This window comes from Brooklawnia propionicigenes (assembly GCF_030297015.1).
Classification (GTDB): Bacteria; Actinomycetota; Actinomycetes; order Propionibacteriales; family Propionibacteriaceae; genus Brooklawnia; species Brooklawnia propionicigenes.
Map to the genome: position 1 here is coordinate 1,893,555 of NZ_AP028056.1, position 25,143 is coordinate 1,918,697.

A 25,143-nucleotide genomic window follows, 5' to 3' on the forward strand; every position below is an offset into this window, starting at 1 on the left:
CAAGTCGTGTGACCAGGAGGTGTGCTGCGATGACCCAGGCGCTGTCGAAGGCGGCTGACATACTTGATGGAGGCGTCGGAGGGAGGCACGAGGCAGTCACCGGCGAGAAGGAGAGCCACATGGACGACCCGCGCGACGAGTCCGGTAATGATGACGCCGTTGGCAGGCAGACCGCAGAGGATGGTCAGGTCAGGTCCGACGCGCTTGAGCTCGCAGCGTCCACGACCCTCGTCGAGGTGACGCCAGGCGTCGCAGTCGTATTCGGCGAAGTCCCCGACGGTCTTGAACTCATCAGCCTTGACATGGTGCCGTCCTTCGACCGCGCTCAGCTCTCCACCGCTCTCGGCTCCTTCGGCAACGCAGGCACGATCGTCGGGAACGTCGCAGAGGCTGTATCGAGCGCGCAAGGCCTCTTCCGCGTCAACGATGCGACGCTATCTCTGTTGAAGAGCGGCGGGGAGATGGCAGCAAAGGACGGCGCCAAGCTCGGGGCGATCTTCAAGAACGGTGAACTGGTCGCCCAGGCGCGATTCATCCCAGCCTCCATGACGGCCGCCACGGCGATCGCAGCTATCGGCCCGGCCGTCGCCATGATCGCGCTCCAAATGCAGCTCGGCGAGATTTCCGGCCTCGTCCGCTCCAACATCCAGCTCACGACGCAGACGCTCAAGGCCATCCGAAACGAGCAATGGGCAGAGCTTGAAGGGCTGGCGGAGTCCGTCGATGAGGCAGTCAAGGAGACCCGCGAACTCGACGCCATCACAGACTCTGTCTGGGAGCCCATCGCTCCCAGCGGTCCCAACATCCGCAAGCAATTGAAGCTATACCGCAAGAACGTGGCAGGCCATGTCCAGGAACTCGGGAAGTTGGACAGTCGCGCTCGCCGCCAGTACCTCGAATCCAACGCCGAAGCAATCGTCTTCGATACCTACGCGCTTCTCAGCTCACTCAAGACCCACGCGGAGTACCAGGCTGTCCGGGCCGCCCTCGCCAGAACACGAAGCACCAACGACGAGAGCGAAGCGCAGCTCTTCGACCGGATCGCCCGGAACACTCCCGTCGAGATCGACGAGTCGCTCTCCGAAATCCGATCGCTGACCGAGTCGCTCGTCCGCGAGTTGCGGATCATCGCCGAACTCCCCGGCCGCGCCACCGTGCCTCTCACGAAGAAGCGAAAAGACGCCAAGGCTTCTCAACTCACTTGCAGGCAGCTCCTCGAAGCGATCGACCCTTTGGCCAACATGCTCCAGCCAGCAGTCGAGATGCCAGCAGTACCAGCGGCGGTATGCGCACCCGAAGGGCTTGAACTCGATCCGTATCTGCATATCCTTCGGTGGTTCCTTGAGGATGGCGAGACGCTTCGCAGCGTGGCCTTCCCATACGAAATGGGAACTCACAACTTCGCTGGCGTCGTGCCGGCCATTCTCGCCAGAAGGGTTGATGCGACCTGGGATGCGCTCGCGCCAGGAAGAGCCAGTGCCATCGTTGAGAAGCTCGCGTCGAGCACGTTCGTAGCGGTGACTGACCGACGGATCGTCACCGCTAACCCAGGGAACCTCCTAAAGCGAGGCGAACTCGGCCCGATCTACTCCCTGGATGACGTGCGGAATGTACGCGGTCGCTCGCACCGCGGAGCGGGCGTCCGACCCACTATCGACGTGGCCACAGAGGAGCGCGATCTGCATTGGATGTTCCCCGACGCCGCGGAGCACGAAGACATCGACAGCCTGGCGGCGGCTCTCTCCGAAAGAACGCCCCACGCTGTTTCGGCCCCGACAGCGATTGAAGGACTTGCCACAGCAGACTCCGCCATCGACGCCTAGAGATTGCGCGAGTGCAGGCATGAGTGAGCAGGAAGGCTTCCGGCCGACGGGTGGGCGGGCAAGGAGCGGCAAGTGCGCGCTGTGCGGGGCCCGGGCAAGACTCACCAAGGCACACGTGCCACCGAGAGCTGCATTCAACAATGGGAGCTTCTCTTGGGGCGGCACGACAGCAGGCAACCGACTTGCCCACGGGCGTCCACGACTCGGTGGCGCCAGCCTGTATGCGCATTGCGAACCTTGCCGGGCAGCCACATCCCCTTGGGATGACGAGTACATTCGGTGGGCCTACACCTTTGCAGTCAACCTGCTCCACTCCCAATGGAAGGGCGAGCGGACTCATATTGAAGGAAAGCTCAACGAGGTTCGCCCGGGCCGATTCATCCGCTCCGCGCTCGCGGGCATGACAGCGCTGACTCCGAAACTCATCGATTCACACCCTGACCTGGTCGGGGCCGTGCGGCATGGAGTCGCAGCCCCAGCGCCAGAGGGCATCCGGCTCTTGGCGGCGATCGCGCCGGACGGAGCGGCGGCGGTCCTTGAGGGAGCACACGAGGGCTTGGCCGTAAAGCTGTCGCGGGATGGTGGAAGGGACGATGAATGGACGACAACGACCACACCGACAATCTCTGCCGTGATTCACTTCCCTCCGTTCAGCTTGCTGCTCGCGGATGGCCAGCTGGTGAGCGCTTTGCCACATGCCGACTGCACGGACTGGCTAGAACTCGGGGTCGACGACCTCGCAGACGTGTCCCTGGTGCTTCCCGTGGTCGATCTGCCACGAACCCCAGACGCGCCGGTTCCTGTTTCGATGCTTCGGTTCATCGAGGCGCGAGCCTGATCCCCGGAGCAGGGGTCGGGTCACGCCGCGGCGGTGGCGGTTGACCTAGACCCGGCGGCAGAGCGGGAGCGCGGCGGCGGTGAACGCGGCGGCTTGCTGTCCGACGAGGAGCCGGGTCTCACAGGATGCCTGGATCGCGGCTTGCTCGATGGCGGCAACGGCTGCGTCGAGTTCTTCGACGGTGGGTGCGGAGACGGCGATGAGGCCGGTGTAGCGAAGGATGCCGTGTCCGGCGGTGAGATCGGCTTCTTGTTGGAGCACGTCGTGGTACTCGGCGGTCTGGGAGGCATCTTCGATCTGGCCGATCTTCGCGCGCTGGGCCTGGTCGGAGATGTGCTCGACCTTCTTCTTGCGGATGTCGCGAGCGGCAGCATCGGAGCGCATCGGGGTGCAGATCAGCGAGAACGATCGCTGGATGCCAGTGGACAGCAACACCGGCGACAGGAACCCCGGATACACCAGCGACCGCGGCCACTCGCTGACCCAGAGCACCGCATGGTGAGCGGAGTCGGTGCGCAACCTGCCCCAGGTCTCGGTGACGGCAACCGGCCCCGCAGTCGCAAGCGACTGGCCGAGCCTCCCGTGGCGTTCCAGCGTGGCGGCGATGGCGGGGTCGTAGGCCGAGCGCAGCATCACCGCGATCTGCCCCGGTGTCAGCCACCCGGACGGCGAGAGGTCGGCGGAGCGGAGCGCGGCGACGAGGGTGTTCATCTCCTGGCGCAGCACGGCGGCGGCACCGCGTATCCCGCCGCCAGCGGTCCTGATCTGACGGGCACTGGTCTTCATGTCCAGTGACAGCGAGAGCGTGGTGGCGTGTCGTTCGCCGGCGGGCCCGGCGCGGTCGATGAGTTCGGCGTAGGTGTCGGCCGCCCACGAGCCGTCCGGGGTGCCGTGGGTGGCCCACCATTCGGCCAGTCCGGTGCCGGAGTCCGGGAGGGTGCGTTCGAGGACTTGCAGCGTCGCGATCCGCCCGGAACGGCAGACGGTGGCCAGGACGCGGCCCCAGGAGCTGACGCGGCGTTCCTGCTCGCCGGGATCGAGGAGCACGAACGCGGGATGGGTGACCTCGCACACGACGGTCAACGTGGCGGCGTGGGGGTCGTGGATCATGCCGGCGCTGGTGTCGGGGTCGGTGTACTCGCGCAGTCGCGCCATGTCGCCGGGCAGTGCGAGGGTGCCGACAGGGCGCGGGACGACGATCCTGAGCCGGTACAGCAGTTGGCCGCCGGTGGTGCGCCACAGCCACCAGCAGGCGATGGGTAGCCACTCCACGATGGGACGGCCTGCGATGGGTATCCAGGTCAGGGCTGCGGCAAGTACCCAGATGGGCGCGGTGTAGGCGAGGAGCATCCCGCCGCCGGCGTAGAACGCGCCGATGAGCGTGGCTCCGCCGATGGCAAGCGTGATGAGCTGGGTCAGCGACAGGCCGAGAAGGACACCACGGCGGGTGAGGCGGGAGAACTTCACCGGCACGAGTTCGCCCGCGGTCGGGTGGTCGTGGTTCGTGCTGCTCATCGTCTACTCCTTCGGTGGGCGTGGCGCGGGCGCAGGGGGCTGCTTCGGCGGCGGTGACGGGTCGGTGCTCGGCGGTCGTGGTGCCAGGCTCGACGGTGGTGCCGCAGGTGAGGCTGCGGGCGGTGGCGGTGTCTGCGCGGCGGCGTCGGCGGCGTGCTCGCCCTGGACACCCAGCGCGGTTCCGGCCTTCGGCCCGGCGGTCGCGGCACCCTTGGCGACACTCGCTCCGATCACCACCCCTGCTGCCACGGGACCGGCTGCGGCTGCACTGCTCCCGCCTGCTGCTGCTCCACCACCGGCGGCGCCTCCGCCGCTCGCGGCGGGTGCCGGCGCTGGGGTCTTCGGCGGTGGCGGTGTGCTACTTCCTCCACCGGAGCCTCCGCCCGCGTTCCCGCCGCTGCTGGTTCCGTCGAGTACCTTCTTCGGGTCACCGCCACCTTGCGGCTTGGTCGGGACCGGGATTGGCCGGTTGAGTGCGCTCTTGGCGTCCTGCTCGGAGCCGATTGCGTGGTACATGTCGAACCCGACGAACGCGATGAACTTGTAGGTGAGATAGGGCGCGAATGCGGCCATCGCCATCAGCACGATCCCCGCGATGGGATCGCTGACCGAGGCGAGGTCAGCATCGATCGGTGCAGAGACCTGGGTGATCGCGACGAGGAACATCACGACGAGCACGAGCTTGGAACAGATCAGCGCGACGACGAACATCGCCCACTTCCCGATCCACCCCCGCGAGGCATCCCAGGATGCGCCGCTGAACGCAAGCGGCGCGAACACGACCGCCACCAGCAAGAGAGCTTTCCTGACGAGGAGGGACAGCCACACAATCGCGGCGGCGGTGATCGCAAGCCCGGCCATGAAGATCGTGATGATCGCACCGACGCCGGGAGCGGCGGTATTGATGCCGACCAGGCCTGCGGCGAGGAGGGCGATCTTGTCGCCCATCGACTCAGTGGTCTCGCCGGCTGCCTGCACGATCCCGATGCACAACTGATCGATCACTTCCAGCAGCAGCGCCGTGAGCGTGATGACCACGAACGACCCGAGGACCGACTTCGCCAGCCCCAGGGCGGCGCGGGTGAGGGCGGTGGGGTCGCGGCGGATCAGACCGGTAATGAGTTGGAGGCAGAAGAAGATCAGCATCACGAAGACCGCGATGCCGAACAGCAGGTTGTAGACGGCGATGTAGCCGGGCTTGGTGACATCCACCAGGGTCGTGGTGTCGAAGACCGACCAGACCGCCTCGAACAGCCACCCGGCGGCGGCGCCCATCGCCTGGGCGAGCCAGTCGAACGGGGCCGCGACCAGAGACGCGGCTCCTTCGCCGACGGCATCGCAGACCGAGGAGATCACGGGAACATCGCACACGCCCATTACGAACACCAGCACTCTCGACGACAGGGTGGGTCAGACGGACTGGCCGACGTTCCAGAAGAAGTTGATGAGCGTCACGCTCGCGCCGCAGATCACCGCCGCGCCGCAGGAGACGAGGACGCCGACCTTCCCGCGCGAGGCGAGGTGCGGGTTCGACGAGTTCGCGCCGAAGCCCCACACGATCGCGGACGCGATCAGCGCGAGCACGCTGAGGATCAGGCCGATGGTCATCACCGCGCCGACGATGATGCGCAGCTGGTTGATCCCCGGCAGGCCGTTGGTGTTGGGGTCGATGTTGATGTCCATCGGCACCAGCAGCGGCGCGGACATGACGTTGGCGAGCAGATCGAACACGGTAGGTCTCCTTGGCGACAGGCGGCCCGCCCACGGAATCGCAGACGGGGTACACGCGACAGGTGCGCGCTCGTCGCCGTCCCCGTCGGTGGCCGCCCGTAGCCTTGGAGTATCTGTGCGTCGCTCGCCCGCACGGGACCGCCGGACGAGAGGTGCAAGGAACATGAGTCAGTACGGGGTGGATTACCTCCAGCGATTGCGTGCCGCTGTTGAGAAGTTCGAGGAAGCGTTCGACGCCTGGATGAGCACTCAGGTTGAGTCGGATCACATGTCGGCGCGCGGCCTCTTTCCTACTGTGTGGACAAAGGAAGGCCAGGATCAGAGCGAGGTTCAACGGCTCGAACTCGGTGTCGCGGAGGCTGCTGGCCTGGCGGCGAGCGCTGTGTCAGTGACCGGCGCCTACATTGGGATCGCTGGTCTCGGGGCGATCGACCCGATCTCCAACTGGTCATTCATGTCTGCACCCAAGGCCCCCATCGCGCCTCGGGATATTCGGACTACGACCGCCAACGTCAAGGGCAGGCTCGACGCGATGATCGTCGACGCCGAGTCACGTACGGACTCTGACCTTCCGACCTTCGCTCCCGCACAGTTTCACCCCGTGGTCTGGGCTGGTGCTTCCGCCCATTGGACGACGCATCAGTACCGAGTGGCAGTTCGTGAAGCGGCCGAAGGCCTCACGGTCCACTGGAAGGAACGTCTCGGCCGGAACGATGTCGATGACACGGTCTTCTGGCAGCAGACGTTATCGCCGGGCGCTCCTGAACCGGGCAAGCCGAAGCTCACCTGGCCGGGGGGGGGTCGGATGACAAGACGGTGAAGAGCATGCGCGGTGGTCTTGAACCGCTCGCTAAGGCCCTCAACGCCCTGGCCACTGGTCTGAACCTCACGGTCCGCAACGTGACGACCCACACACGCACCGAACTGTCCGAGCAGGAAGCGATGGAGCGCCTCGCGGCATACAGCTACCTCGCGCGCCTGCTCGACCAGTGCGAGACAGCGAGCGCCGACACGGAGGAATCGGACCGATGACCGCGACGCCGCAACTACAAACTTGAACCGACTGTGAGGAGCCAGTTCATCCATGCCACGCCGCCTCCGGCGAGGACGGCCGCGCCGACGGCGACGAGCACACCGATTCGGCCTTTGCTGGCGGTGGCGTAGTTACCGTGGGCGGTCGCGATGGCCCAGACGACTGCAGAGACGATCAGCATGAGGACGGCGACGATGAGGATGAACGTCAGGAGCGCGCCGACGACGGCGCGGAGGTCGCCGATGCCGCCGAGTCCGTCGAAGTCGGGGAAGACACCCATCGCCGGTCACCCTGCCTTGACGGTGACGTGGAGGTGGTCGTAGTGGCCTCCGGTGATGGAGGCGGGGTCGTGCATACCGCCTCCGTTGTAGGGTCGCCAGCCGTCGGCGACGCGTGCGACGGACCAGATTTGGCCTTGCCAGATCAGGTACTCGACGCCGAGCACGTCGGCGTTGTCCTTCATCCAGTTGGTGACCTTCCAGCCGGCGTCGAGTTGGGCCGGGGTGGGGCGCTGGCCGATGCGGTTGCCGAAGGTGATGTCGCACGCTCTGCCGAGGGGATGCTCGGACTTGGTGCCGGGGCGCGGTGAGTAGCAGCCCCAGCCGGTGTCGGGGAACGCGGCGAGGGTCTGCTGGTAGAGGTGCAGCATGCGGGCGGTGATCTTGCCCGAGCTGGTGGGATCGTCGACGAGCCGGTCGGGGTCTCCATCGACGCCGGTCGGCGTGCCCGCAGTGGTGGTGTTGCAGGCGGTGGGTGATCCGCTGGTCGCTGTCGGCAGGTTCGCGGCCCCGCGCTCGTTGAGCCAGGCGGCGGCGTCGATGGCCTCACCGTTCGTGCCACCGGGCCGGACCTCGAAGTGCAGATGCGCACCGGTGCTCATGCCCGAGGAGCCGACATCGCCGATGTGCTGCCCCGCGCTCACCCGGTCGCCGGGACGGACGTGGATGCCGCTCTGCCACATATGGGCGTATGCCGTGGCGACGGTCTTGCCGTCGATGGTGTGCTCGATGACGATGAGACCGCCGTACCCGCCTGAAAACTCCGCGACGGTGACTGTGCCGTCCGCGGTGGCGAGGATCGGGGTGCCGTCGGGCGCGGCGAAATCGGTGCCGGTGTGCATCTTCCGTTCGCCCGTGATCGGGTGCACCCGCATCCCGAACGGCGAGGTCAGCACCCAGGTGCCCTCGGGTAGCGGGAACACCACCCGCAATGACGAGACCGCCGGCCCACCCATGCCGCGAACCGGAGTGCTGCCGCCGCTGGTGAGGGCGGCGAGGATGCTGTCGGCGACGGGCGCGTAGTTGCGGTATCGGTCGGGGTAGGCAGAGACCTCGACGGCTTGGGCGGCTTCGCCGGGGTCCATCTGTTGCCAGCCGGGGATGTCGAGCAGGCCCCGCGGTGAGGGGTAGTTCGGTCCGGTCGGTCCGCCGAAGAACGCTCGCGCCTGATAGTTCGGGTCCATCAGTTCGGCGACCGAACCCCAGCCCGATTGCGGGCGCATCTGGAACAGGCCGAGGGAGTCGTGGTCGCCGCCGTTGCCGTCGTTGGGGTAGTTCGCCGACTCGGGGTAGGTGCTCGTGTTGGTGAGCATCCGTAGCGTGGACTCGGTGAGCGCGGCCATCAGCGCGATCTTGATTCCAGGCTTGCCCACGTCGGTGATGCCGTTGCCGACGGCGATGATCGTTGCCGCGTGCGTGAGCTGCTGACGGTTCAGAGTGAAGGTCTCGCCGTTCGCGGTGGTCACGGTGAGCGAGTCCGGGATCGGGCCGAGGTTCACGGTCCCGGCAGGGGTGGCGCAGTAGGCGGCAGCGGGGTTCATCAGCACCCCGATCCCGAGGAGTGCTGCGGTGGGGGCGAAGAACAGCAGCGCCAGGGCTGCGATGGCGGCTTTGCGGAACACGACCACACCCCCTTCAGCGCAGCGGGTTGTCGAGCTGGGACAGCCGCAGCAGGTGGCAGGTCGGGTAGGTCGGTGCGCAGACGACGAACACGGTGAACGCGACCGGATGCTCGCTGGTGACCGGCTGGCCGTTCCAGACCCCGGCACGGTGGCGGGTGCCCTCGATCGTGACGGCTGTAGTTCCGGCCGCGAGCTGCTCTGGCTGGGCCTGCGCGACGGCGTCGGCCCAGGCGGCGGGGATGTAGGCGGTGTCGATGGTGAGGTGCTGGCGGGTGGCGTACTGGCGCAGCTCGATCCAGGCGTCGCGGGTCGGCAGGTACGCGGCCACGTCGGAGGCGAGCCCGGCTTGCTCGTCTCCGCTGGGGTCACCGACCGCGAGGATCGCTGAGGTGTAGTCCAGCGGCCACAGCCCCGAGGCCGTGTCCCACGCGAACAGCGTGGACGCGACGCCCTGAGCGAAGGTCTCGGGATTGGCCGAACGCGGAACCACTGGAACCCGTGGTGGCTGGGGCGTGCTCGGTGCCACGGTCGGCGGTGCCGTCGTGGCCGGGCCGGGCTCCGGGTCGGGATCGGTGCTGGTGCTGCTTCGGGGCCCGGTGAGGAGTCCGTACACGCCGACGCCGGCCAGGAGCAGCAGGACGATGCCGGCGGTGATGAGGGCGACGAGTCGGCGGCGGTTCCAAGGATCAGTAGGTGCAGGGCTCATGCCGAGCAGGTGCGCACCCGGCACCTCTGCCCGTTGTCACAGTGCGCGGAGTCGTGGCCGCTCCGCCGCGCCGCCGCGGGCGGCTCGGAGTGCGTCGGCGAACCGGACGGTGCCGTCGGCGGTGGCGAGGAAGTTCTCGAACTGCTCGTCGGTCAGTTCACCGGCGAGAGTCTCGGCGTCGTAGTGGGTCCACCAGTTCGTCAGTTCGCCCCAGGTCTGGATGAACGCGCGCAGTGGGTAACGGACGGGTTGCCCGTCTTCGGTGGCCAGGGGCAACGGACGCGGTGGGGTGCGCCTGCCCTTCTTGATCGACTTCGCGCGGGCCACGGCTGCTTCGGCGCGGGCGTGCAGCTCTGCCTCGCGCCGCTCCCGCTCGGTGGTGTCGGCGTCGCGGATCGCTTGATAGATCGGATGCACCGAGTCCCCGGCCTCGATCCGCTCCAGCCCGGCGGCGGCCTCGGCGCGCAACGTCTCGGGCTGGGTGGGGTTGTTGGCGACGTCTTCGAGGTAGCCGATCTTCTCCAGTGTCGTGTGCGACGCGCCGCCGGGAATCATCGCCGCCGCCTGCTCCCGGGCCTTCCCGAGCGGCCCGTTCGACGGTGGTGCAAAGTTTGCACCACCGTCACTTCCGGGCTGATTCTCGCTGCTGAACTGGGTCGCGCTCTTGCGGCGGGCGGCGTCTTCGGCCATGACCTGCTTGAGTTCTCGGTAGAGGCCGGCGGCTTCGAGCTGGGTGTAGGGCTTGTGGAGCATGTTGTCGTCCTGCTCGGCAAGGAGCTGCCCGAGCCGGTCGGACAGGCCACTGCGAACCCACACGTTGACGGTGCGCCAGCCCAGCTTCTTGATCGCGGCAAGGCGTCGTGCTCCGCACACGAGCACGCCGTCGATTGTGATCGTGAGCGGTTGCAGCAGGCCGTCGCGGTCGATGGATGCCGCGAGGGCGTCGATGTCGCCGAGGTCGGCGCGGTGCCGGGCGCCGACGAGGATCGAATCGACGGTGCGGTCGAGCTGGATGCTGCCGATCAGCGGCTCGGTCACGACGACTCACCGCCTCCACCGTTCGGAGCGGCCAGAGCGAGCGCGAGGATCAGATCGTCGTCGCGGAGCAGCAGGTCGAGCGTCTCGCCCAACAGCAGCCGGAGCAGGACGCCGCGGCCACTGCTGGTGGCCACGTAGGCCGGGTGCGGGTTCCCGAGCAGCGCCTTCAGCAGCGCGGCCCAGGAGCGGCGCGGCAGGTCGAGCAGTGCCCGCGCGTGCCGATCGCGGCGCAGCGTCTCGTAGGCGGACTGGCGGGTGCCGGCCTTCATCAACGCTCCGCAGACGTGCTCGACGGCGGCCCGTGCGGTGTCGGTTGGCCAGTCGAGCAGGCACAGCATCGCGATGGCGTCCTCGGCGGCCGATCCGGCGGACATGCATGCCTGCGCCGACCCGAGACTGTCGCGCGGCTCAGGTTCGAGGTCGCTGGGACGCAGGTCGGTGGTGTGGAACGCGGGATGATAGTCGGCCAGCGCGGTGTCGCGTTCGGAGAACCGTTCGGGATCGTGGAACGCCGAAACGTGCGCGCGACGAGCCTGGTGCACCGAGCAGAGCAGGCCTTGGGCGCGTTCCTCGTAGACGCAGGTGATCCGCACGGCGTGGGTGATGATCGCCCACGGATCGTTGGCCTCGCGGGTCGAGCGGTACTGCATCGCGTCGAACGCCGCCGTCACCGCTTCCCAGGTGTCGAGCTTGTGCTTCCTCGCGAGAGCGCGGTACTTGTCGGCGGCGAACTCCATCAGATCGCGAGCCACCGGGTCGTGAACCCAGGCATCCTCGCCGCCCGCGGCGAGACGATTGAGCAGGGCGCGCAGGCCCTCGCCGGTGGTGAAGTCCTCAGCCCCGAAGGCCGTCTGCTCGGTGCTGGTGCGGGTTGGCGTGGTCATGGTGTCGGCACCTCCTGGCAGGCAGGTGAGCACTCGCTCCCACGAGCGCGTCCTGCATGCCGATGCCGTCGCCACCATGACCTCTCACCACCGTCAGCTCATCGAGACCCCAGAGCGGGACACCTGCGAGGCAGGCGCGCTGCTGCGCCCGAACGCCGAGATCGGCGGCAACCGCCGGGCGCGATCCCCGAGACGACGAACACCGGCACCGAGCGGGGTGCGGGTGCGGCGTGCCAGCTCGGCCTGGAAGTCGAGGCCACGACCGGCGGCGTGCGCGGAGTGCCGGGCGATCAGGTCGGTGGGGCGCACCCACTCCACGCCGCGCCCGCGAACGAGCGCGTGCTGCTTGTCGTCGCGGGCGACCTGCGCGGCCCGCACCGCCTCCGGCGTACTCGTCGCTTCGACGGGCTCGGGGCGCTCCCGCGTCTCCTCGGGCACCAGCCGTGCCGGATCGGGCCTCGCGGGATCGTTGCGCTGCGGGTTCTCAGTGGTGTTCATGGGGTCGTCTCCTCCCGCTCGTCGGCGGTATCGGTGGTGTCAGTGAGGTGCGCGACGGCGAACCAGCGGCCCACGGTCGAGGGATGCACCCCGAGTTCGCGGGCGATCCGCTTGTTCGACCAGCCCGCCTCCCGCAGCTCCCACCCCAGAGCCCGCCGATCAGCCACACCGTCCTCGCGACGGCCAGCCTCCGTGTCGGCGGACGGCAGGGCTGGCATCGACTCCGCAGTCGCCGTCGAGAACGACACGGCGTCGGCAGGTTCTTTGTCGGGGCCGGTGGTGCGGGTAAGGATCACGGTCAGGTGCGTGATGGCGAGCAGCACCACGGGCGGCACGGCTGCGACCGAGGCCGCGAGCATCCTGGGAACATCTGCGTCTGCGGCGACGACGGCGTGAATCGCGTTCGCCGTCACCGACACGAGCGCGCCGCCGACCAGCAGCGCCCACGGATACCAAGCCGAGCGTTGCCCGGCGAGGGCGACGACGGCGACCGTGGCGACCACGATGATGCCGTCCACAATCAGTGGCCACGCCCACGCCTGCACCGCCCCGATCCCGGAGCGAGCGGCCAGGTCGGCCAGCGACGTGAACGACAGCCAGAACGCCCCGGCGGCGATGAACACCGTCCCCGCGACCGCCGTCATGGCAGCCCAGCGCCGCCCTTCCGATTCACGCATCACAGCCCGGCCCTCCCCAAGGCTGCGGACGGCGGGCTCGCCGCGCGGCCGAACCAGCGACCCGCGCTCTGGCTCCGGCTATCGGACGTGGCCTCCGATGCGGGCTGGGTGGCTCGGTAGGCGGAGCGCACGGTCGTGGTGATCTCGCGATCACCCAGACCCGCCGAGTGTGCCGCAGAACCCAGCGCATCGAGCGCGTCCGTGGCCGAGACGCCATTCTCGGCAAGGCGGCAAGCGGCCCAGAACAGGCCCCGGTTCCGCTCACCCTCACCCCGCCCCGCGACCCAAGCCGCCAACCGCTCAGCATCCACATCCATCGAGCCGCTGCTGGCGCGCGACGGGGCGACGGGGCGCGGGTCGAGAAAGTCCCGCAGCCGGGCCGCGTCCACCGTCCCGACCGAGTGCGCGGCGATATCGGCGACCTCGTAGCGCTTCACATGACCGTCGATGATTCGCTGGGAAGGCGGAGCGATGATGTAGCGGCCGTCGCCCCGGAAATCGACGCCCACGTCAGCTGCCTGCCACGACCGCTGCTCCCTGCCTTGTGTCGCCGGGAAGTACACGTGCGCGCCACCGGTGGGTGTGCGCACCAGCAGACCCGCTCCATCGACGAGCCCCGCCTCGGAGGCGCGCTCGAATGCCGCGCGGCCATCGTGGGGGCCATGGACATCGACATCGGCGACGACAACGCCCGATGCAGCGCCCGTCGGGATGCCGATGTTCGCGTCCGGTGTGCGCGACCACCACGCCGCGACCTGTTCCGGGTCGCTGCTCGCATCGAGGAACCCACGACGGGTGAGCGGACGCTTCCCCTCGACCAGACACGGGAACACGGGCACGCGGGCCGCCGCGAGGGCGCCCGCCGCGAACGCCAGGCTTGGCGCGCGATCCACACGGATGAGCGCCGCCAGGACATCGAATGCTTCAGGCATCACAGCCCTCGCCCTGCCAGCGCTGGCACCGGCGCAACACGCGGATGATCCGCCTCCACCCCATGCGCAGCCGCACGGGAAGTTCGCGGACTGGGGGTGTCGCGTTCGAGGCCGGGCGGGGTGCCGTCGCCGCCCTGGAGCGTGTCGAGCTGGTCGAGGATCGCCAGCGCGGTCTTCCGCACCCGCTCGCCGGTGCCCTGCACCACCTGGGCGGGCTCTTGACCGTCCACGCGGGTGGCCCAGGTCGAGACGTACGGGATCGTGTACCCGGCGGTGTCCATGCCGTGCGCGGCGCCAATCATCAGCGCGACGGACTCGGCTTCGACCTCGCGGATGCCGCGATGCTGCCGCGCCTCTTCGTCGTCGGGATCGTGCATCAGCACGTGCGCCAGCTCGTGCGCGAGGGTCTTGACCTTCGCGGCAGGGTCCATGTTCTCCCTCACGGCAACCGTGCGCGCCTCGAAGTCGGTCATGCCGTTCGCGCCGGAGATCATCCCCTCGTACGGCACCCGCAGCACCTCGAACCCCGCGCCGCGAATCTGCCCGGCCAGCCCCTCCCACAGCCCCGTCGGTGCTTCGCCTTCCAGCAGCGTCGGAGCGGGCGGCACCGGCAGCGGCTCGCCGTCGGTCTGGGAGGCATCCCACACGTAGGCCGGCCTGGCCCCGACCATCCGCGAGCGCACCACCTCGCCGGCCTTCGGCTTCTCCCTCGGTCCGAGCCGTCGCCACGATCCCGCATCGGCAGGGGTCGCGGTAGCGAACCGGCCCGTTACGGGCGCGAAGATCATGTACCCCGGCTGGCCCTTCATCACCTGACGACCCAGGCCCTGCCACTGCCGGTACCCGGCGACCAGCGTCGGGAACGGCTCCGGCACCCGGCCCGCCTCGAACGCGGCCTCGTGCTGCACCCAGATCAGCATCGTGTTGTTGAACGAGCGGCTGCGGAACCGGGCTGCGAACGCCAGCGCCTGCCGCCAGTCATCGCCCGAGACCAGTGCTTCCACCGCGCCGGTCAGCTTCTCGTGCAGCTCGTCGAGCTTCGCCTCCCGCGCCGCCCGGGCGTCCTCGTTCGATGCCATGACCCGGCCTCCTCTTCGGTGAGCCGCGACGAGAGTGCGCGCGGCGGTACACCTTCCAGGTGGGCGAGAACACCCGCCGCCATGCCGTGAATCAGACATCGCTCACCTCCTTGAGGCAGACCAGGCGAAGACCACACCCAAGCGTTGAGCATGCTCAAAATATCCTGGAGTCCTGTTCTAACATCGACCATTGAGCATGCGCAAGCCCGTGGTGCCTCACTGTCAAGTCCCCGGATGGTGGGGGGCCGTGCCTCACATACTTTTCCCCGCGAGGCGGGGGGTTAGCTGGCTCGGGTTTTGAGGCCTGTGGGGTCGGGGGCTTTCCAGCTGATGTGGTCGTGGAGGCGTCGTGTCTTGCGGGCTGCGAGCCTGGTGAGTTCTTGCTGGATCTCGGTTGTCGCGCGTCAGACTTAGCCCTGATCCGTAAGTTCTTGGGTGGCCCGGGAGGGCTGGGTGTGGCTGAGCCTTGATCGCCCCTGATGGCTCCGATGGATTGGCCGCCCGGCTCCTCCTGGGACGCCTTGACTGCTGATTGAGATGCGCGTCCTGGTCGCTGTTTACGGATCTGTCGGCGGGGTGTTCCTTCGGGCCACGACATTGCTCGCATGCTCGAAGGAGGAACTTGATGAAGGAACAGATCCCGCTCGGCTGGGCGGGCATCGATGTCGGCAAAGGTCATCACTGGATCTGCCTCATCGACGAGACCGGCACCACGGTCTGGTCGGCGAAGGCGGTGAACGACGAGGCAGCGATCCTCGACGCGGTCAGCAGCGTGCTCGCCCGCGCCGACGAGGTCGTCTGGGGAGTCGACGTCACCGGGACCATGTCCGGGCTGCTGCTCGCGTTGTTGGCGGCGCACGGTCAGCGAGTGAGGTACGTGCCCGGCCGGACGGTGAACCAGATGTCGGTCGCATACCGCGGTGAAGCCAAGACCGACGCCCGCGACGCCTACGTCATAGCCGAAACGCTGCGGCACCGCGGCGATCTTCAGGAGGTGGAGGTCTCCACCTCGTTGGTGACCGAACTGCGGCTGCTGGTGACTCATCGCACCGACCTGGTCGGTGACCGGGTCCGGATGGTCAACCGGCTCCGTGACGTGCTCAGCGGCTACTTCCCTGCACTGGAGCGGTCGTTCGACTACGCCCACAGCCGCGGCGCGCTGACCCTGCTGACCGGCTACCAGACGCCGCAGGCGATCCGCCGGACCGGTGCGTCGCGGCTGCGGGCATGGCTGGTCAAGCGGAAGGTCCGCAGCGCCGACCAGATCGCAGCAGCCGCACTGGTCGCGGCCAAGGCCCAGCAGACCGTCGTGCCCGGGCAGGACGTCGCGGCCAGCATCGTGGCCGACCTCGCCACCCAGCTCCTGGCGATCGGTTCGCGGATCTCCGAGCTGGACGCCCGGATCACCAGCACCTTCCGGGGCGCACCCCCAAGCCGAGATCATCGAGTCCCTGCCAGGCATGGGCCCGATCCTGGGCGCCGAGCTCATCGCCGCAGCAGGCGACCTCAACGGCTACGCGAACGCCGGCCGGCTCGCCTCAGCCGCCGGGCTGGTGCCGGTCCCGCGAGACTCCGGACGGCGCACCGGGAACCTGCACCGCCCGCAGCGCTACTCACGCAAGCTGCGCAGGGTGTTCTACCTCTCCGCCTCAGCCGCCATGATGCGCGAGGGACCCAACCGCGACTACTACCTCAAGAAGCGCGGACAGGGCCACGGACACGTCCAAGCGCTCATCGCGCTATCCCGCCGACGCGTCGACGTCCTCTGGGCTCTGCTTCGCGACAACCGGCTCTTCGAAATCGCTCCACCTACTCGAGAACCGATGGCTCGAACGGCTTGACAAAGTCATTGAGAATCCACCGAGGTGAGTCGGGGGGTTGAGCGTGGCGTAGCGCGAGAGTGCCCCTCTGAGCAGGGAGGATGTTGATTGCGACGTCAACTTCCACCCACTCAAGAGGGGCACCTCGTAGGTGAAACCTTCTCACGCTGTACGGGCCGTGTTCGATGACCCGAACCTGGTGTCGGCTGCTGGTCTGGTTCCCGCGCTGCGGCTGGCCGGGGCGGCCGGGCTTGAGGACCTCCTCGAGCAGCGGTTGAGCGTCGGGTCGCCGAACGCGACGACGAAGGCGACATGCGTGGTCGCTGGGATGCTGGCGGGCGCGGACAGCATCGAGGACCTGGACCTGCTGCGCCACGGCGGGATGGCCCGGTTGTTCGAGGGGGTCCGAGCCCCGTCGACGTTGGGCACGTTCCTGCGCTCGTTCACCCACGGGCACGTGCAGCAGCTCGACGCGGTGAACGGCCGGCTCCTGGCCGGTCTGAGCACCCAGGTGCCTGGTCTGCTCCCTGGGGGCGGGTGTGCGGCGGGGATGGCGTTCATCGACCTGGACGACACCATCCGTGAGGTCCACGGCTACGCCAAGCAGGCCGCCGCCTACGGCTACACCCGTCAGCGGGGTCTGAACGTCCAGCTCGCGACCGTGTCCACACCGTTGGCAGCGCCGGTGATCGCTCGCGCGCGGCTACGACGGGGGAACACCGCTTCGGCGGCCGGGGCCGGGCGGATGCTCGCCCAGGCGATCGTGACCGCCCGGGCCGCCGGTGTCCGGAGCCAGGTGCTGTGCCGGGCGGACTCAGCCTACTACGGGTGGGCGCTGGTGGGCACCGCCCTGCGTCACGACGCCTGGTTCAGCGTGACCGCGCGGATGGACCCCAAAGTCACCGCCGCGATCGCGAGTATCGCCGAGGACGCGTGGCACCCGATCCAGTACACCCACGCGGTCTTCGACCACCAGGAGCAGCGCTGGATCAGCGACGCCGAGGTCGCCGAGATCGACTTCGTCGCGTTCACCGGGCGTCGCAAGGCCGAGCACGTGCCCTGCCGGCTGGTCGTGCGCCGGGTCCGGCGTCTTGGCCCGTCCGGGCACGGCAACGACCAGGGTGAGCTGTTCGCGAGCTACCGTCACCACGCGTTCATCACCAACTCCACCTTGGACACCGTCGCCGCCGACGCCCGCCACCGCGACCACGCGATCGTCGAGCAGGTCATCGCCGAGCTCAAGGACGGGCCCCTGGCACACCTGCCCTCAGGCCACTACGCGGCCAACGCGGCCTGGGTCGCCTGCGCAGTCATCGCGTTCAACACCGCCCGCGCCACCGCTGCTGCGGCGGACCTGGCCAAGGCCCGGTGGGCGAGCCTGCGCAAGAAGATCATCAACGTCCCCGCGCGAATCGCCGCGTCCGGCCGCCGCCTCATCCTGCACCTGCCCGTCCACTGGCCCTGGGCCCAGCACTGGCAGACCCTGCACGCCGCTGCGACCGGCCCACCCCGGCCGCTCACAACCTGACCAACCCGCCCCCACAGGCACGACCAAGGACCCCGACAGTGGAAGAGCCGGACAGACCGGCAGGCCAAGCACACCCACCACGCTGCCCCAGCCGAACCCCACCACCGACGGCCACCACCGAATCAACCTCGGTGGATCAGGGCTGAGCCGGCAGCGAGCAGTGGCGAACCCGGCGTCGGTGTCCCCCTCGGAGGCCGTCCATGTCCGTCGCTCCCCGCCACCGGGCGCGCAGTGCACCCCGACCGGTCCGCCGGTCCCGCCCCGTCGCCACCGTCCTGGCCGTCCTCGCCCTGGTGCTGACCGGGTGGATCGCACCGGCCAGTGCCGACACGATCAGCTCGAGCCTCGGCATGGACGGCCGCACCACGGTCGTCGCAGGCTCCTCGACCGTCGTCGACTTCTGGCTCGTCCAGACCAGCGACGACGGTCGCCCCAATTGCAACGTCAACCCCGGCACGCTGCGTCTCGCCGTCGCCCCTGCCGTCACCGTCACGGCCCCCACCCTGGTGATCCGCGACTGCGGCCAGGCCGCGGGGGTCCCGGTCACGTTCTCCGGTGCGACACCCGGCGAGTACGTCGTGACCGCGTCGATGGACGACGTGCGGGGCGGCAGCTTCACCAGCGCGACCTTCACGCTGACGGTGGCGGCCCCGGCCGACACGACCGCGCCCGTGCTCGCCCTGCCCGGCCCGCTGACCGTCGAGGCGACCGGCCCCTCCGGCGCGCCCGCCGCCTGGACCGCGTCCGCGTACGACGAGGGCGATGCCGCCTCGACCCCGGTGACCTGTACGCCCGCCTCGGGCAGCACCGTTGGCCTCGGGACCACCACGGTGACGTGCACGTCCGTCGACTCGCGCGGGAACACGGCGACCGGCACCTTCGGGGTCACGGTGGTCGACACGACCGGACCGGTCATGTCGCCGCAGACCGTGACCGCCGAGGCGACGTCAGGCGGCGGTGCCGTCGTGACGCTCGCCGTCACCGCGCACGACCTCGTGGACGGCCCGGTCGGCGTCCTGTGCCAGACCCCGGCCGGTGACCTCTACCCCCTCGGGACGACCGAGGTCGGGTGCTCGGCCTCCGATAGCCGCGGGAACGGGTCGACCACGACGGCGACCGTCACCGTCGCCGACACCATCCCCCCGTCGATCTCCGTGCAGGACCTCACCGTCGAGGCCACCTCGGCCGCCGGGGCGGTGGTCGAGTACGTCGCGACGGCGGCCGACGCCGTCAGCGGTCCGGTGCCCGTGGTGTGCGGCACCGCCTCCGGTGCCGTGTTCCCGCTCGGCACCACGACCGTTCACTGCGAGGCCACGGACGCCGCCGGGAACACGGGCTACGCCTCCTTCCAGGTGACCGTCGCCGACACGACCGCGCCCACCCTCACGCTCCAGAGCGTGACGGTCGAGGCCACCGGGCCGAGCGGAGCCGTCGCGGCCTTCGCGACCTCCGCCCACGACGACGTCGACGGCGAGCTCGAGGTGAGCTGCAGCCCGACCGCGGGCTCGCTGTTCGCGCTCGGGACGACCACGGTCGCGTGCTCGTCCACCGATGCGGCGGGGCAGACCGCCTCGGGCGAGCTGACGGTGACCGTCGTCGACACGACGCCCCCCGTGCTGGACCTCACCGATCTGGTCCTCGAGGCCACCGGACCGGACGGTGTCGTGGCGACCCCGATCGCGCCGAGCGCCACGGACCTGGTCGACGGTGTCCTGCCGGTCGACTGCGGGATCGCGCCGGACACGCTCTTCCCGCTCGGGGTGACCGAGGTCGCGTGCTCGGTCGAGGACAGGGCGGGCAACCCCGCCTCCGGTACGTGGACGATCCGGGTGGTCGACACCACCCCGCCCGTCCTCCAGGTCCAGGACCTCGTCCAGGAGGCCACCGGGCCCGACGGCGCGGTCGTCACCTTCGCCCCGGTGGTCACGGACGCCGTGAGCCCCGACCTGGTGGCCGGCTGCGCACCGGCCTCCGGGAGCACCTTCGGCCTGGGTAGCACCCCCGTCAGCTGCTCGGCGACCGACGCCGCGGGCAACACCGGCGTCGCCGCGTTCGTCGTGACCGTCGAGGACACCACCGCACCCGCCTACGCCCCGGCCGACGTCGTCGTCGAGGCGACGGGAGCCGACGGGGCCGTGGCGACGTGGGGTACCACGGCCCACGACCTCGTGGAGGGCCCGATCACCGCCTCCTGCACCCCCGCCCCCGGGTCGGTCTTCCCGATCGGTACGACGACGGTCGAGTGCTCCGTCGCGGACAGCCTCGACAACCGCACGACGGCGTTCCTCACCGTCACCGTCGAGGACACGGTGGGCCCCGAGCTCACCCTCCCCGGCACGGTCGTCGCCGAGGCCACCGGGCTGGACGGCGCCGACGTCACCTTCCGGGCCTCGGCCGTCGACCTGGTCGACGGTGAGACCGAGGTCGACTGCCGGCCGGCGTCCGACAGCCGGTTCGCACTCGGCTCGACGACCGTGACCTGCTCGTCCCGGGACGCGCAGGGCAATACCACCGAGGGCTCGTTCGAGGTCCTCGTGCAGGACACCACCGGCCCGGTCGTCTCCGTGGCCTCCCGGACCGTCGAGGCGACGGGGCCGGACGGCGCGGTGGTCGACCTCGAGGCCACCGCTCGCGACGCCGTCGACGGTGACCGCCCGGTGATCTGCGTCCCGGCGTCGGGGAGCACGTTCCCCCTGGGTGAGACGACGGTGACCTGCGAGTCGTTCGACAGCCGGGACAACCGCGGGGTCACCGAGGTGACCGTCACCGTGGGTGACACCACCGCTCCGGCGCTCACGCTCGTCGACGTCGTCGCCGAGGCGACCGGTCCGCTGGGGGCGGAGGTCACCTACGTGGCCACGGCCGTCGACGTGGTCGACGGGGACGTGGATGTGACGTGCGACCCGCCGTCGGGCAGCCTCTTCGCGATCGGCGCGACGACCGTCGGGTGCTCGGCGTCCGACACCCGGGGCAACACCGCCGAGGACACCCTCGAGGTGCTCGTTCGTGACACCACCGCGCCCCGGCTCACGCTGACGGGTGCCACGGTCGAGGCCACCGGGCCGAACGGTGCGACCGCGACGTTCACGGCCACGGCGGAGGACCGGGTCGACGGCGACGTCACGGTCGCCTGCGACTACGCCTCGGGAGCGACGTTCCCGGTGGGGACCACCACCGTGGCCTGCACCGCGACCGACGCGGCCGGGAACACCGGGTCCGGCGAGCTGCTGGTCGTCGTGACCGACACGACGGCGCCCGACCTCACCCTCCCGGTCGTCGCTCCCCAGGAGGCGACCGGAGCCGCGGGGGCCGTGGTCGCGTTCGAGGCGACCGGGTTCGACCTGGTCGACGAGGACGTGCCGGTCGTGTGCGCACCGGCCTCGGGCTCGATGTTCCCCCTCGGTGCCACGGAGGTGAGCTGCAGCGCCGAGGACTCGCGGGGCAACCGCGTGTCCCGCTCGTTCGAGGTGACGGTCGTGGACACGACCGCCCCGGTCGTCACCGTCACACCGGTGACGGTCGAGGCCACCTCGCCGGACGGTGCCGCGGTTGCGTACACCGCCACGGCCGTCGACCTCGTCGACGGGACGGTCCCCGTGACCTGCACGCCGGCCCCGGGGAGCGTGTTCCCCCTGGGGGCCTCCGAGGTCGAGTGCGAGGCCGTGGACGCCGCCGGCAACTGGGCGGTCACCCGCCACGGGGGCATCACGGTGGTCGACACCACGGCGCCCACGTTGTCCGTGCCGGGCAGCCTGACGGTGACCGCGACGTCCGCGGCCGGCGCGGCCGTGTACTACGCGGTCTCCGCGACGGACCTGGCCGACCCGGACCCCCTGGTCGCGTGCAGCGTCGCCTCGGGTGCGGTCGTCCCGCTCGGCACCACGACCGTGACGTGCACCGCCACCGACGCGTCGGGCAGCACCGCGCAGAGGTCGTTCACCGTCACCGTCCAGGTGGCGTGGTCGGGCCTGGCGGCGCCGATCTCCGTCGACGGCAGGGCGGCCTTCAAGTCCGGGTCCACCATCCCGGTGAAGTTCTCGCTCACGGGCGCGAGCGCCGGGGCCACCGGAGCGCCGGCGACCCTGTCCGTGGCGAAGGTCGGCGCGGCAGGCGGGGAGGAGAGCCTCACGGTGCTCTCCACCTCGGCGGCGGACTCGGGCAACCAGTTCCGGGTGTCCTCGGGCCAGTACGTCTACAACCTGAGCACGAAGGGCTGGGGCGAGGGCGTCTACGTCCTGCGGCTCGACCTCGGTGACGGGGTGGACCGGGCGACGCAGATCACCGTGCGTCGCTGATCCGATCCAGCACGAGGGCTCCCGGCGTGGCCGGGGGCCCCTCGTGCGCGCGGGCCCCGCCTTGCTCAGGACGCCGTCAGGGTGGGCGGGAAGACCCGCCGCAGGGCCGCCTTCGCCACCTCGACCACCAGGAAGACCCCCACCGCGATACCGAGGGTCAGCCCCCAGTAGGACGCGGGCAGCGGCGCGGAGCCGAACAGCGTGTTCATGACGGGCGCGTAGACGAACAGCGCCTGGAGGGCGAGGAGCGCCGCCACCGAGAGCCACACCACCTTGTTCGAGAACCACTGCCCCAGCCGCAGGCTCGACCCGCGCAGGTTGCGGCAGTTGAACAGGTACCCCACCTGGCCCATGGCCAGCGTCGTCACCGCGAGCGTCTGCGCCTGGGCGTCGGCGATGCCCTGCCCACGGGCCAGGTAGTACATCGCCCAGGTCGCGCCACCGATCAGGAGGGACGTGAGGGCGATCTGGGCCAGCGCGGCCTTGTCGACGATCGCCCCGCCGGGGATCCGCGGGGGCCGGCGCATGACGTCCGGCTCGGCCGGCTCGAAGGCGAGTGCGAGCGACAGCGTCACCCCGGCGATGAGGTTCACCCAGAGGATCTGCACCGGCGCGAGGGGGAGGGCCAGGCCGAGCATGACGGCGGTGAGCAGCACCAGCGACTGCGCCCCGTTCGTCGGCAGCAGGAAGACGATCGACTTCTGGATGTTGTCGAACGTCCGGCGTCCCTCCTCCACAGCCTTCTCGATGGTGGCGAAGTTGTCGTCGGCCAGGACGATCTCGGCCGCCTCCTTGGTGGCCTCCGTGCCCTTGATCCCCATGGCGACGCCGACGTCGGCCCGGCGCAGCGCCGGGGCGTCGTTGACGCCGTCCCCGGTCATGGCGACGACCTCGCCGTTCGCCTGCAGGGCCTGGACGAGACGGAGCTTGTGCTCGGGGCTGACCCGGGCGAACGTGTCGTACCGGCGGACGATCCCGCGGAGGTCCTCGTCGCTCGCGGCGTCGAGCTCCCGGCCGGTGATCGCCTCGTCGGCGGTGTCCGTCGAGGTGTCGATGATGCCCATCTGGCGACCGATGGCGGTTGCCGTCCCGGTGTGGTCGCCGGTGATCATCTTTACGCGGATGCCGGCCTCCTTGGCCTCGGCGACCGCGTCGATCGCCTCGGGACGGGGCGGGTCCAGGATGCCGACGACCCCGAGCAGCACCAGGTCGCCGTCCAGGTCGCCGAGGGTGAGGGTCTGGTCCCCGCTCTCGTTCGCACCCTGCTCGGCCGTCCGGCGGGCGGCGGCGAGGACCCGCAGCCCGCGGGCGCCGAGCTCCTCGACGCGGGCGTCCCACGCGGCGCGGTCGAGGGCGTGGGGCTGCCCGTCGGGGCCGAGCTCGGTGGCGCAGCGGTCCATGACGCGGTCGGGCGCGCCCTTTACGTGGACGACGACGTGCCCCTCAGGGGTCCGGTCGAGCGTCGCCATGAGCTTGTGCTCCGACTCGAAGGGCACGGCGGCCAGCCGCTCGTGGCCGTCCGCGTCGAACCCGACCTTCGCGGCCAGGGCGAGCAGGGCGCCCTCGGTGGGCTCGCCGACGACGCTCCACCGGCCCTCCTGCTCCGCCAGCGTCGAGTCGTTGGCGACGGCCATCGCGGTGACGAGCGCGCGCAGGTCGGCGTCGGCGTCCAGCGTCGCGTCCCGCCCCTCGGCGGTCACCCGGCCGGACGGCTCGTAGCCGAGGCCCTCCACCTCGTAGGCCCGCGCGGGCGTGACGACGTCCTGCACCGTCATCTCGTTCTTGGTGAGGGTGCCGGTCTTGTCCGAGCAGATCACGGTCACCGAGCCGAGGGTCTCCACGGACGTCAGGCGCCGGGTGATGGCGTTGCGCCCGGCCATGTGCTGGACGCCCCGCGCGAGGGTGATGGTCACGACGGCGGGCAGGCCCTCGGGGATCGCCCCGACGGCGAACGCGACCGCTGCCGTCAGCAGCAGGGCGATCGGGTAGTCGTGGACGGTCCCGCCGAAGACCATCATGAGCACGGCCACGCCCAGGATGATCTTGGACAGCAGCACGCTGAACCGGTGGATCTTCCTCTCCAGCGGCGTCTGCAGCTGCTCGACGGAGTCGATCATCGAGCTGATGCGGCCGATCTCCGTCTGCGGCCCGGTGGCGACGACGACGCCGGTCCCGCGCCCGCTGACCACGAGGCTGCCGGAGTACGCGACGCAGAAGCGGTCGCCGATGCCGGCGTCCTCGTCGACGGGCTCCGTCTGCTTGTTCACCGGCTCGGACTCGCCCGTCAGGCCGGACTCCTCGGTGCGCAGCTCGGTGGCCGCGACGACCCGGAGGTCCGCCGGAACGCGGTCCCCCGACTTGAGTCGCACCACGTCGCCGGGCACGAGCGTGTCCGCCTCGACCTCCGACCACCGGCCGTCCCGCCGGACGTGCGCCGTGAGCGACAGCATGGTCCGCAGGCCCTCGAGGGCGCGCTGCGCCCGCCCCTCCTGGACGAAGCCGATGACGGCGTTGATGACCGCCACCGCGAGGATGACCGCCATGTCGACCCACTCGCCCAGCACGGCCTTGAGCACGGCGGCGGCGAGTAGCACGTAGATGAGGACGTCGTTGAAGTGCCGTGCGAGCCTCAGCCAGGCCGGGTCCGGCTCGGCCTCGGGCAGCCGGTTCGGCCCGTACCGGTCGAGCCGCTCGGCGGCCTCGGGCCCGGAGAGGCCGGCATCCGTCACGCCCAGCTCAGCGAGCACGGCGTCGACCGGGCGCGCGTGGGCGGTGCCCACCGCAGCCCGAGCGTCGTCGTCCACGGCCCGGTCGGGCTGGGGCGGCTCGGAGATGGTGTGCGTCAT

Annotated in this window: 19 protein-coding genes and 1 pseudogene; 7 read left to right on the top strand and 13 right to left on the bottom strand. The window is 69.9% G+C overall.

Features of this window, described 5'->3' with window-relative positions; translation table 11 throughout:
* The first annotated feature begins 29 nt into the window (after positions 1-29).
* Both QUE25_RS08615 and QUE25_RS08620 read left to right on the top strand, forming a co-directional pair.
* Complete coding sequence (locus tag QUE25_RS08615) at positions 30-1,823, top strand: hypothetical protein (RefSeq protein ID WP_198303545.1); 1,794 nt, start codon at positions 30-32, stop codon at positions 1,821-1,823.
* A gap of 631 nt (positions 1,824-2,454) precedes the next feature.
* Positions 2,455-2,661, top strand: a complete 207-nt coding sequence (locus QUE25_RS08620; protein WP_286264055.1) for a hypothetical protein — start codon at positions 2,455-2,457, stop codon at positions 2,659-2,661.
* Positions 2,662-2,706: 45 nt separating this feature from the next.
* On the opposite strand, the gene QUE25_RS08625 is transcribed toward QUE25_RS08620, so the two are convergent.
* Genes QUE25_RS08625 through QUE25_RS08635 form a run of 3 tightly spaced genes read right to left on the bottom strand, consistent with a single transcriptional unit; the run spans position 2,707 to position 5,907 of the window.
* Positions 2,707-4,176 carry a PrgI family protein gene (locus tag QUE25_RS08625; RefSeq protein WP_034224873.1) on the bottom strand — a complete coding sequence of 490 codons (1,470 nt, stop codon included), beginning with the start codon at positions 4,174-4,176 and terminating at the stop codon, positions 2,707-2,709.
* A gap of 3 nt (positions 4,177-4,179) precedes the next feature.
* Complete coding sequence (locus tag QUE25_RS08630) at positions 4,180-5,568, bottom strand: conjugal transfer protein TrbL (protein ID WP_425332699.1); 1,389 nt, start codon at positions 5,566-5,568, stop codon at positions 4,180-4,182.
* 18 nt (positions 5,569-5,586) lie between these two features.
* Positions 5,587-5,907, bottom strand: coding sequence for a DUF6112 family protein (locus QUE25_RS08635; protein WP_340312686.1), 321 nt, complete (start codon positions 5,905-5,907; stop codon positions 5,587-5,589).
* Positions 5,908-6,070: 163 nt separating this feature from the next.
* Between QUE25_RS08635 and QUE25_RS08640 the strand changes: the two genes are divergently transcribed.
* Complete coding sequence (locus QUE25_RS08640; RefSeq protein ID WP_286264057.1) at positions 6,071-6,727, top strand: TIGR02391 family protein; 657 nt, start codon at positions 6,071-6,073, stop codon at positions 6,725-6,727.
* Between the two features lie 5 nt (positions 6,728-6,732).
* The gene (locus tag QUE25_RS08645; protein ID WP_286268530.1) at positions 6,733-6,939 is read left to right on the top strand and encodes a TIGR02391 family protein; all 207 of its coding nucleotides are present in this window, start codon (positions 6,733-6,735) and stop codon (positions 6,937-6,939) included.
* A gap of 14 nt (positions 6,940-6,953) precedes the next feature.
* Here QUE25_RS08645 and QUE25_RS08650 read toward each other — a convergent pair whose 3' ends face one another.
* From QUE25_RS08650 to QUE25_RS08690, 9 genes are all read right to left on the bottom strand, one after another.
* Positions 6,954-7,220 carry a DUF6112 family protein gene (locus QUE25_RS08650; protein WP_286264059.1) on the bottom strand — a complete coding sequence of 89 codons (267 nt, stop codon included), beginning with the start codon at positions 7,218-7,220 and terminating at the stop codon, positions 6,954-6,956.
* Between the two features lie 6 nt (positions 7,221-7,226).
* A complete protein-coding gene (locus tag QUE25_RS08655; protein ID WP_286264060.1) occupies positions 7,227-8,840 on the bottom strand; it encodes a M23 family metallopeptidase in 1,614 nt (537 codons plus the stop codon).
* Positions 8,841-8,853: 13 nt separating this feature from the next.
* Positions 8,854-9,546, bottom strand: coding sequence for a hypothetical protein (locus tag QUE25_RS08660; RefSeq protein WP_286264061.1), 693 nt, complete (start codon positions 9,544-9,546; stop codon positions 8,854-8,856).
* Between the two features lie 36 nt (positions 9,547-9,582).
* Positions 9,583-10,584: a ParB N-terminal domain-containing protein gene (locus QUE25_RS08665; RefSeq protein WP_286264064.1), complete on the bottom strand. Its 1,002-nt coding sequence runs from the start codon at positions 10,582-10,584 to the stop codon at positions 9,583-9,585.
* Entirely contained in the window at positions 10,581-11,468 is an 888-nt protein-coding gene (locus QUE25_RS08670; RefSeq protein WP_034717445.1) for a hypothetical protein, read from the bottom strand. The genes QUE25_RS08665 and QUE25_RS08670 overlap by 4 nt, the downstream gene beginning before the upstream one ends.
* A gap of 93 nt (positions 11,469-11,561) precedes the next feature.
* The gene (locus QUE25_RS08675; protein ID WP_286264072.1) at positions 11,562-11,966 is read right to left on the bottom strand and encodes a hypothetical protein; all 405 of its coding nucleotides are present in this window, start codon (positions 11,964-11,966) and stop codon (positions 11,562-11,564) included.
* Positions 11,963-12,643 carry a DUF2637 domain-containing protein gene (locus tag QUE25_RS08680; protein WP_286264074.1) on the bottom strand — a complete coding sequence of 227 codons (681 nt, stop codon included), beginning with the start codon at positions 12,641-12,643 and terminating at the stop codon, positions 11,963-11,965. Before QUE25_RS08680 ends, QUE25_RS08675 begins: the two co-directional genes overlap by 4 nt.
* Positions 12,643-13,575 (bottom strand): bifunctional DNA primase/polymerase, encoded by a 933-nt coding sequence (locus QUE25_RS08685; RefSeq protein WP_286264076.1) that lies wholly within the window; start codon positions 13,573-13,575, stop codon positions 12,643-12,645. The genes QUE25_RS08680 and QUE25_RS08685 overlap by 1 nt, the downstream gene beginning before the upstream one ends.
* Complete coding sequence (locus QUE25_RS08690) at positions 13,575-14,654, bottom strand: ArdC-like ssDNA-binding domain-containing protein (protein ID WP_286264078.1); 1,080 nt, start codon at positions 14,652-14,654, stop codon at positions 13,575-13,577. The genes QUE25_RS08685 and QUE25_RS08690 overlap by 1 nt, the downstream gene beginning before the upstream one ends.
* A gap of 625 nt (positions 14,655-15,279) precedes the next feature.
* Between QUE25_RS08690 and QUE25_RS08695 the strand changes: the two are divergent.
* The 3 genes and pseudogenes from QUE25_RS08695 to QUE25_RS08705 all read left to right on the top strand — a co-directional run bounded on the left by QUE25_RS08695 (position 15,280) and on the right by QUE25_RS08705 (position 22,297).
* Positions 15,280-16,495 (top strand): annotated as a pseudogene (locus QUE25_RS08695) (IS110 family RNA-guided transposase).
* A 130-nt stretch (positions 16,496-16,625) separates the two neighbouring features.
* Positions 16,626-18,002 (top strand): IS1380 family transposase, encoded by a 1,377-nt coding sequence (locus QUE25_RS08700; protein WP_286264080.1) that lies wholly within the window; start codon positions 16,626-16,628, stop codon positions 18,000-18,002.
* A gap of 200 nt (positions 18,003-18,202) precedes the next feature.
* Entirely contained in the window at positions 18,203-22,297 is a 4,095-nt protein-coding gene (locus tag QUE25_RS08705; RefSeq protein ID WP_286264082.1) for an HYR domain-containing protein, read from the top strand.
* 65 nt (positions 22,298-22,362) lie between these two features.
* On the opposite strand, the gene QUE25_RS08710 is transcribed toward QUE25_RS08705, so the two are convergent.
* Positions 22,363-25,143 (bottom strand): cation-translocating P-type ATPase, encoded by a 2,781-nt coding sequence (locus QUE25_RS08710; protein ID WP_286264085.1) that lies wholly within the window; start codon positions 25,141-25,143, stop codon positions 22,363-22,365.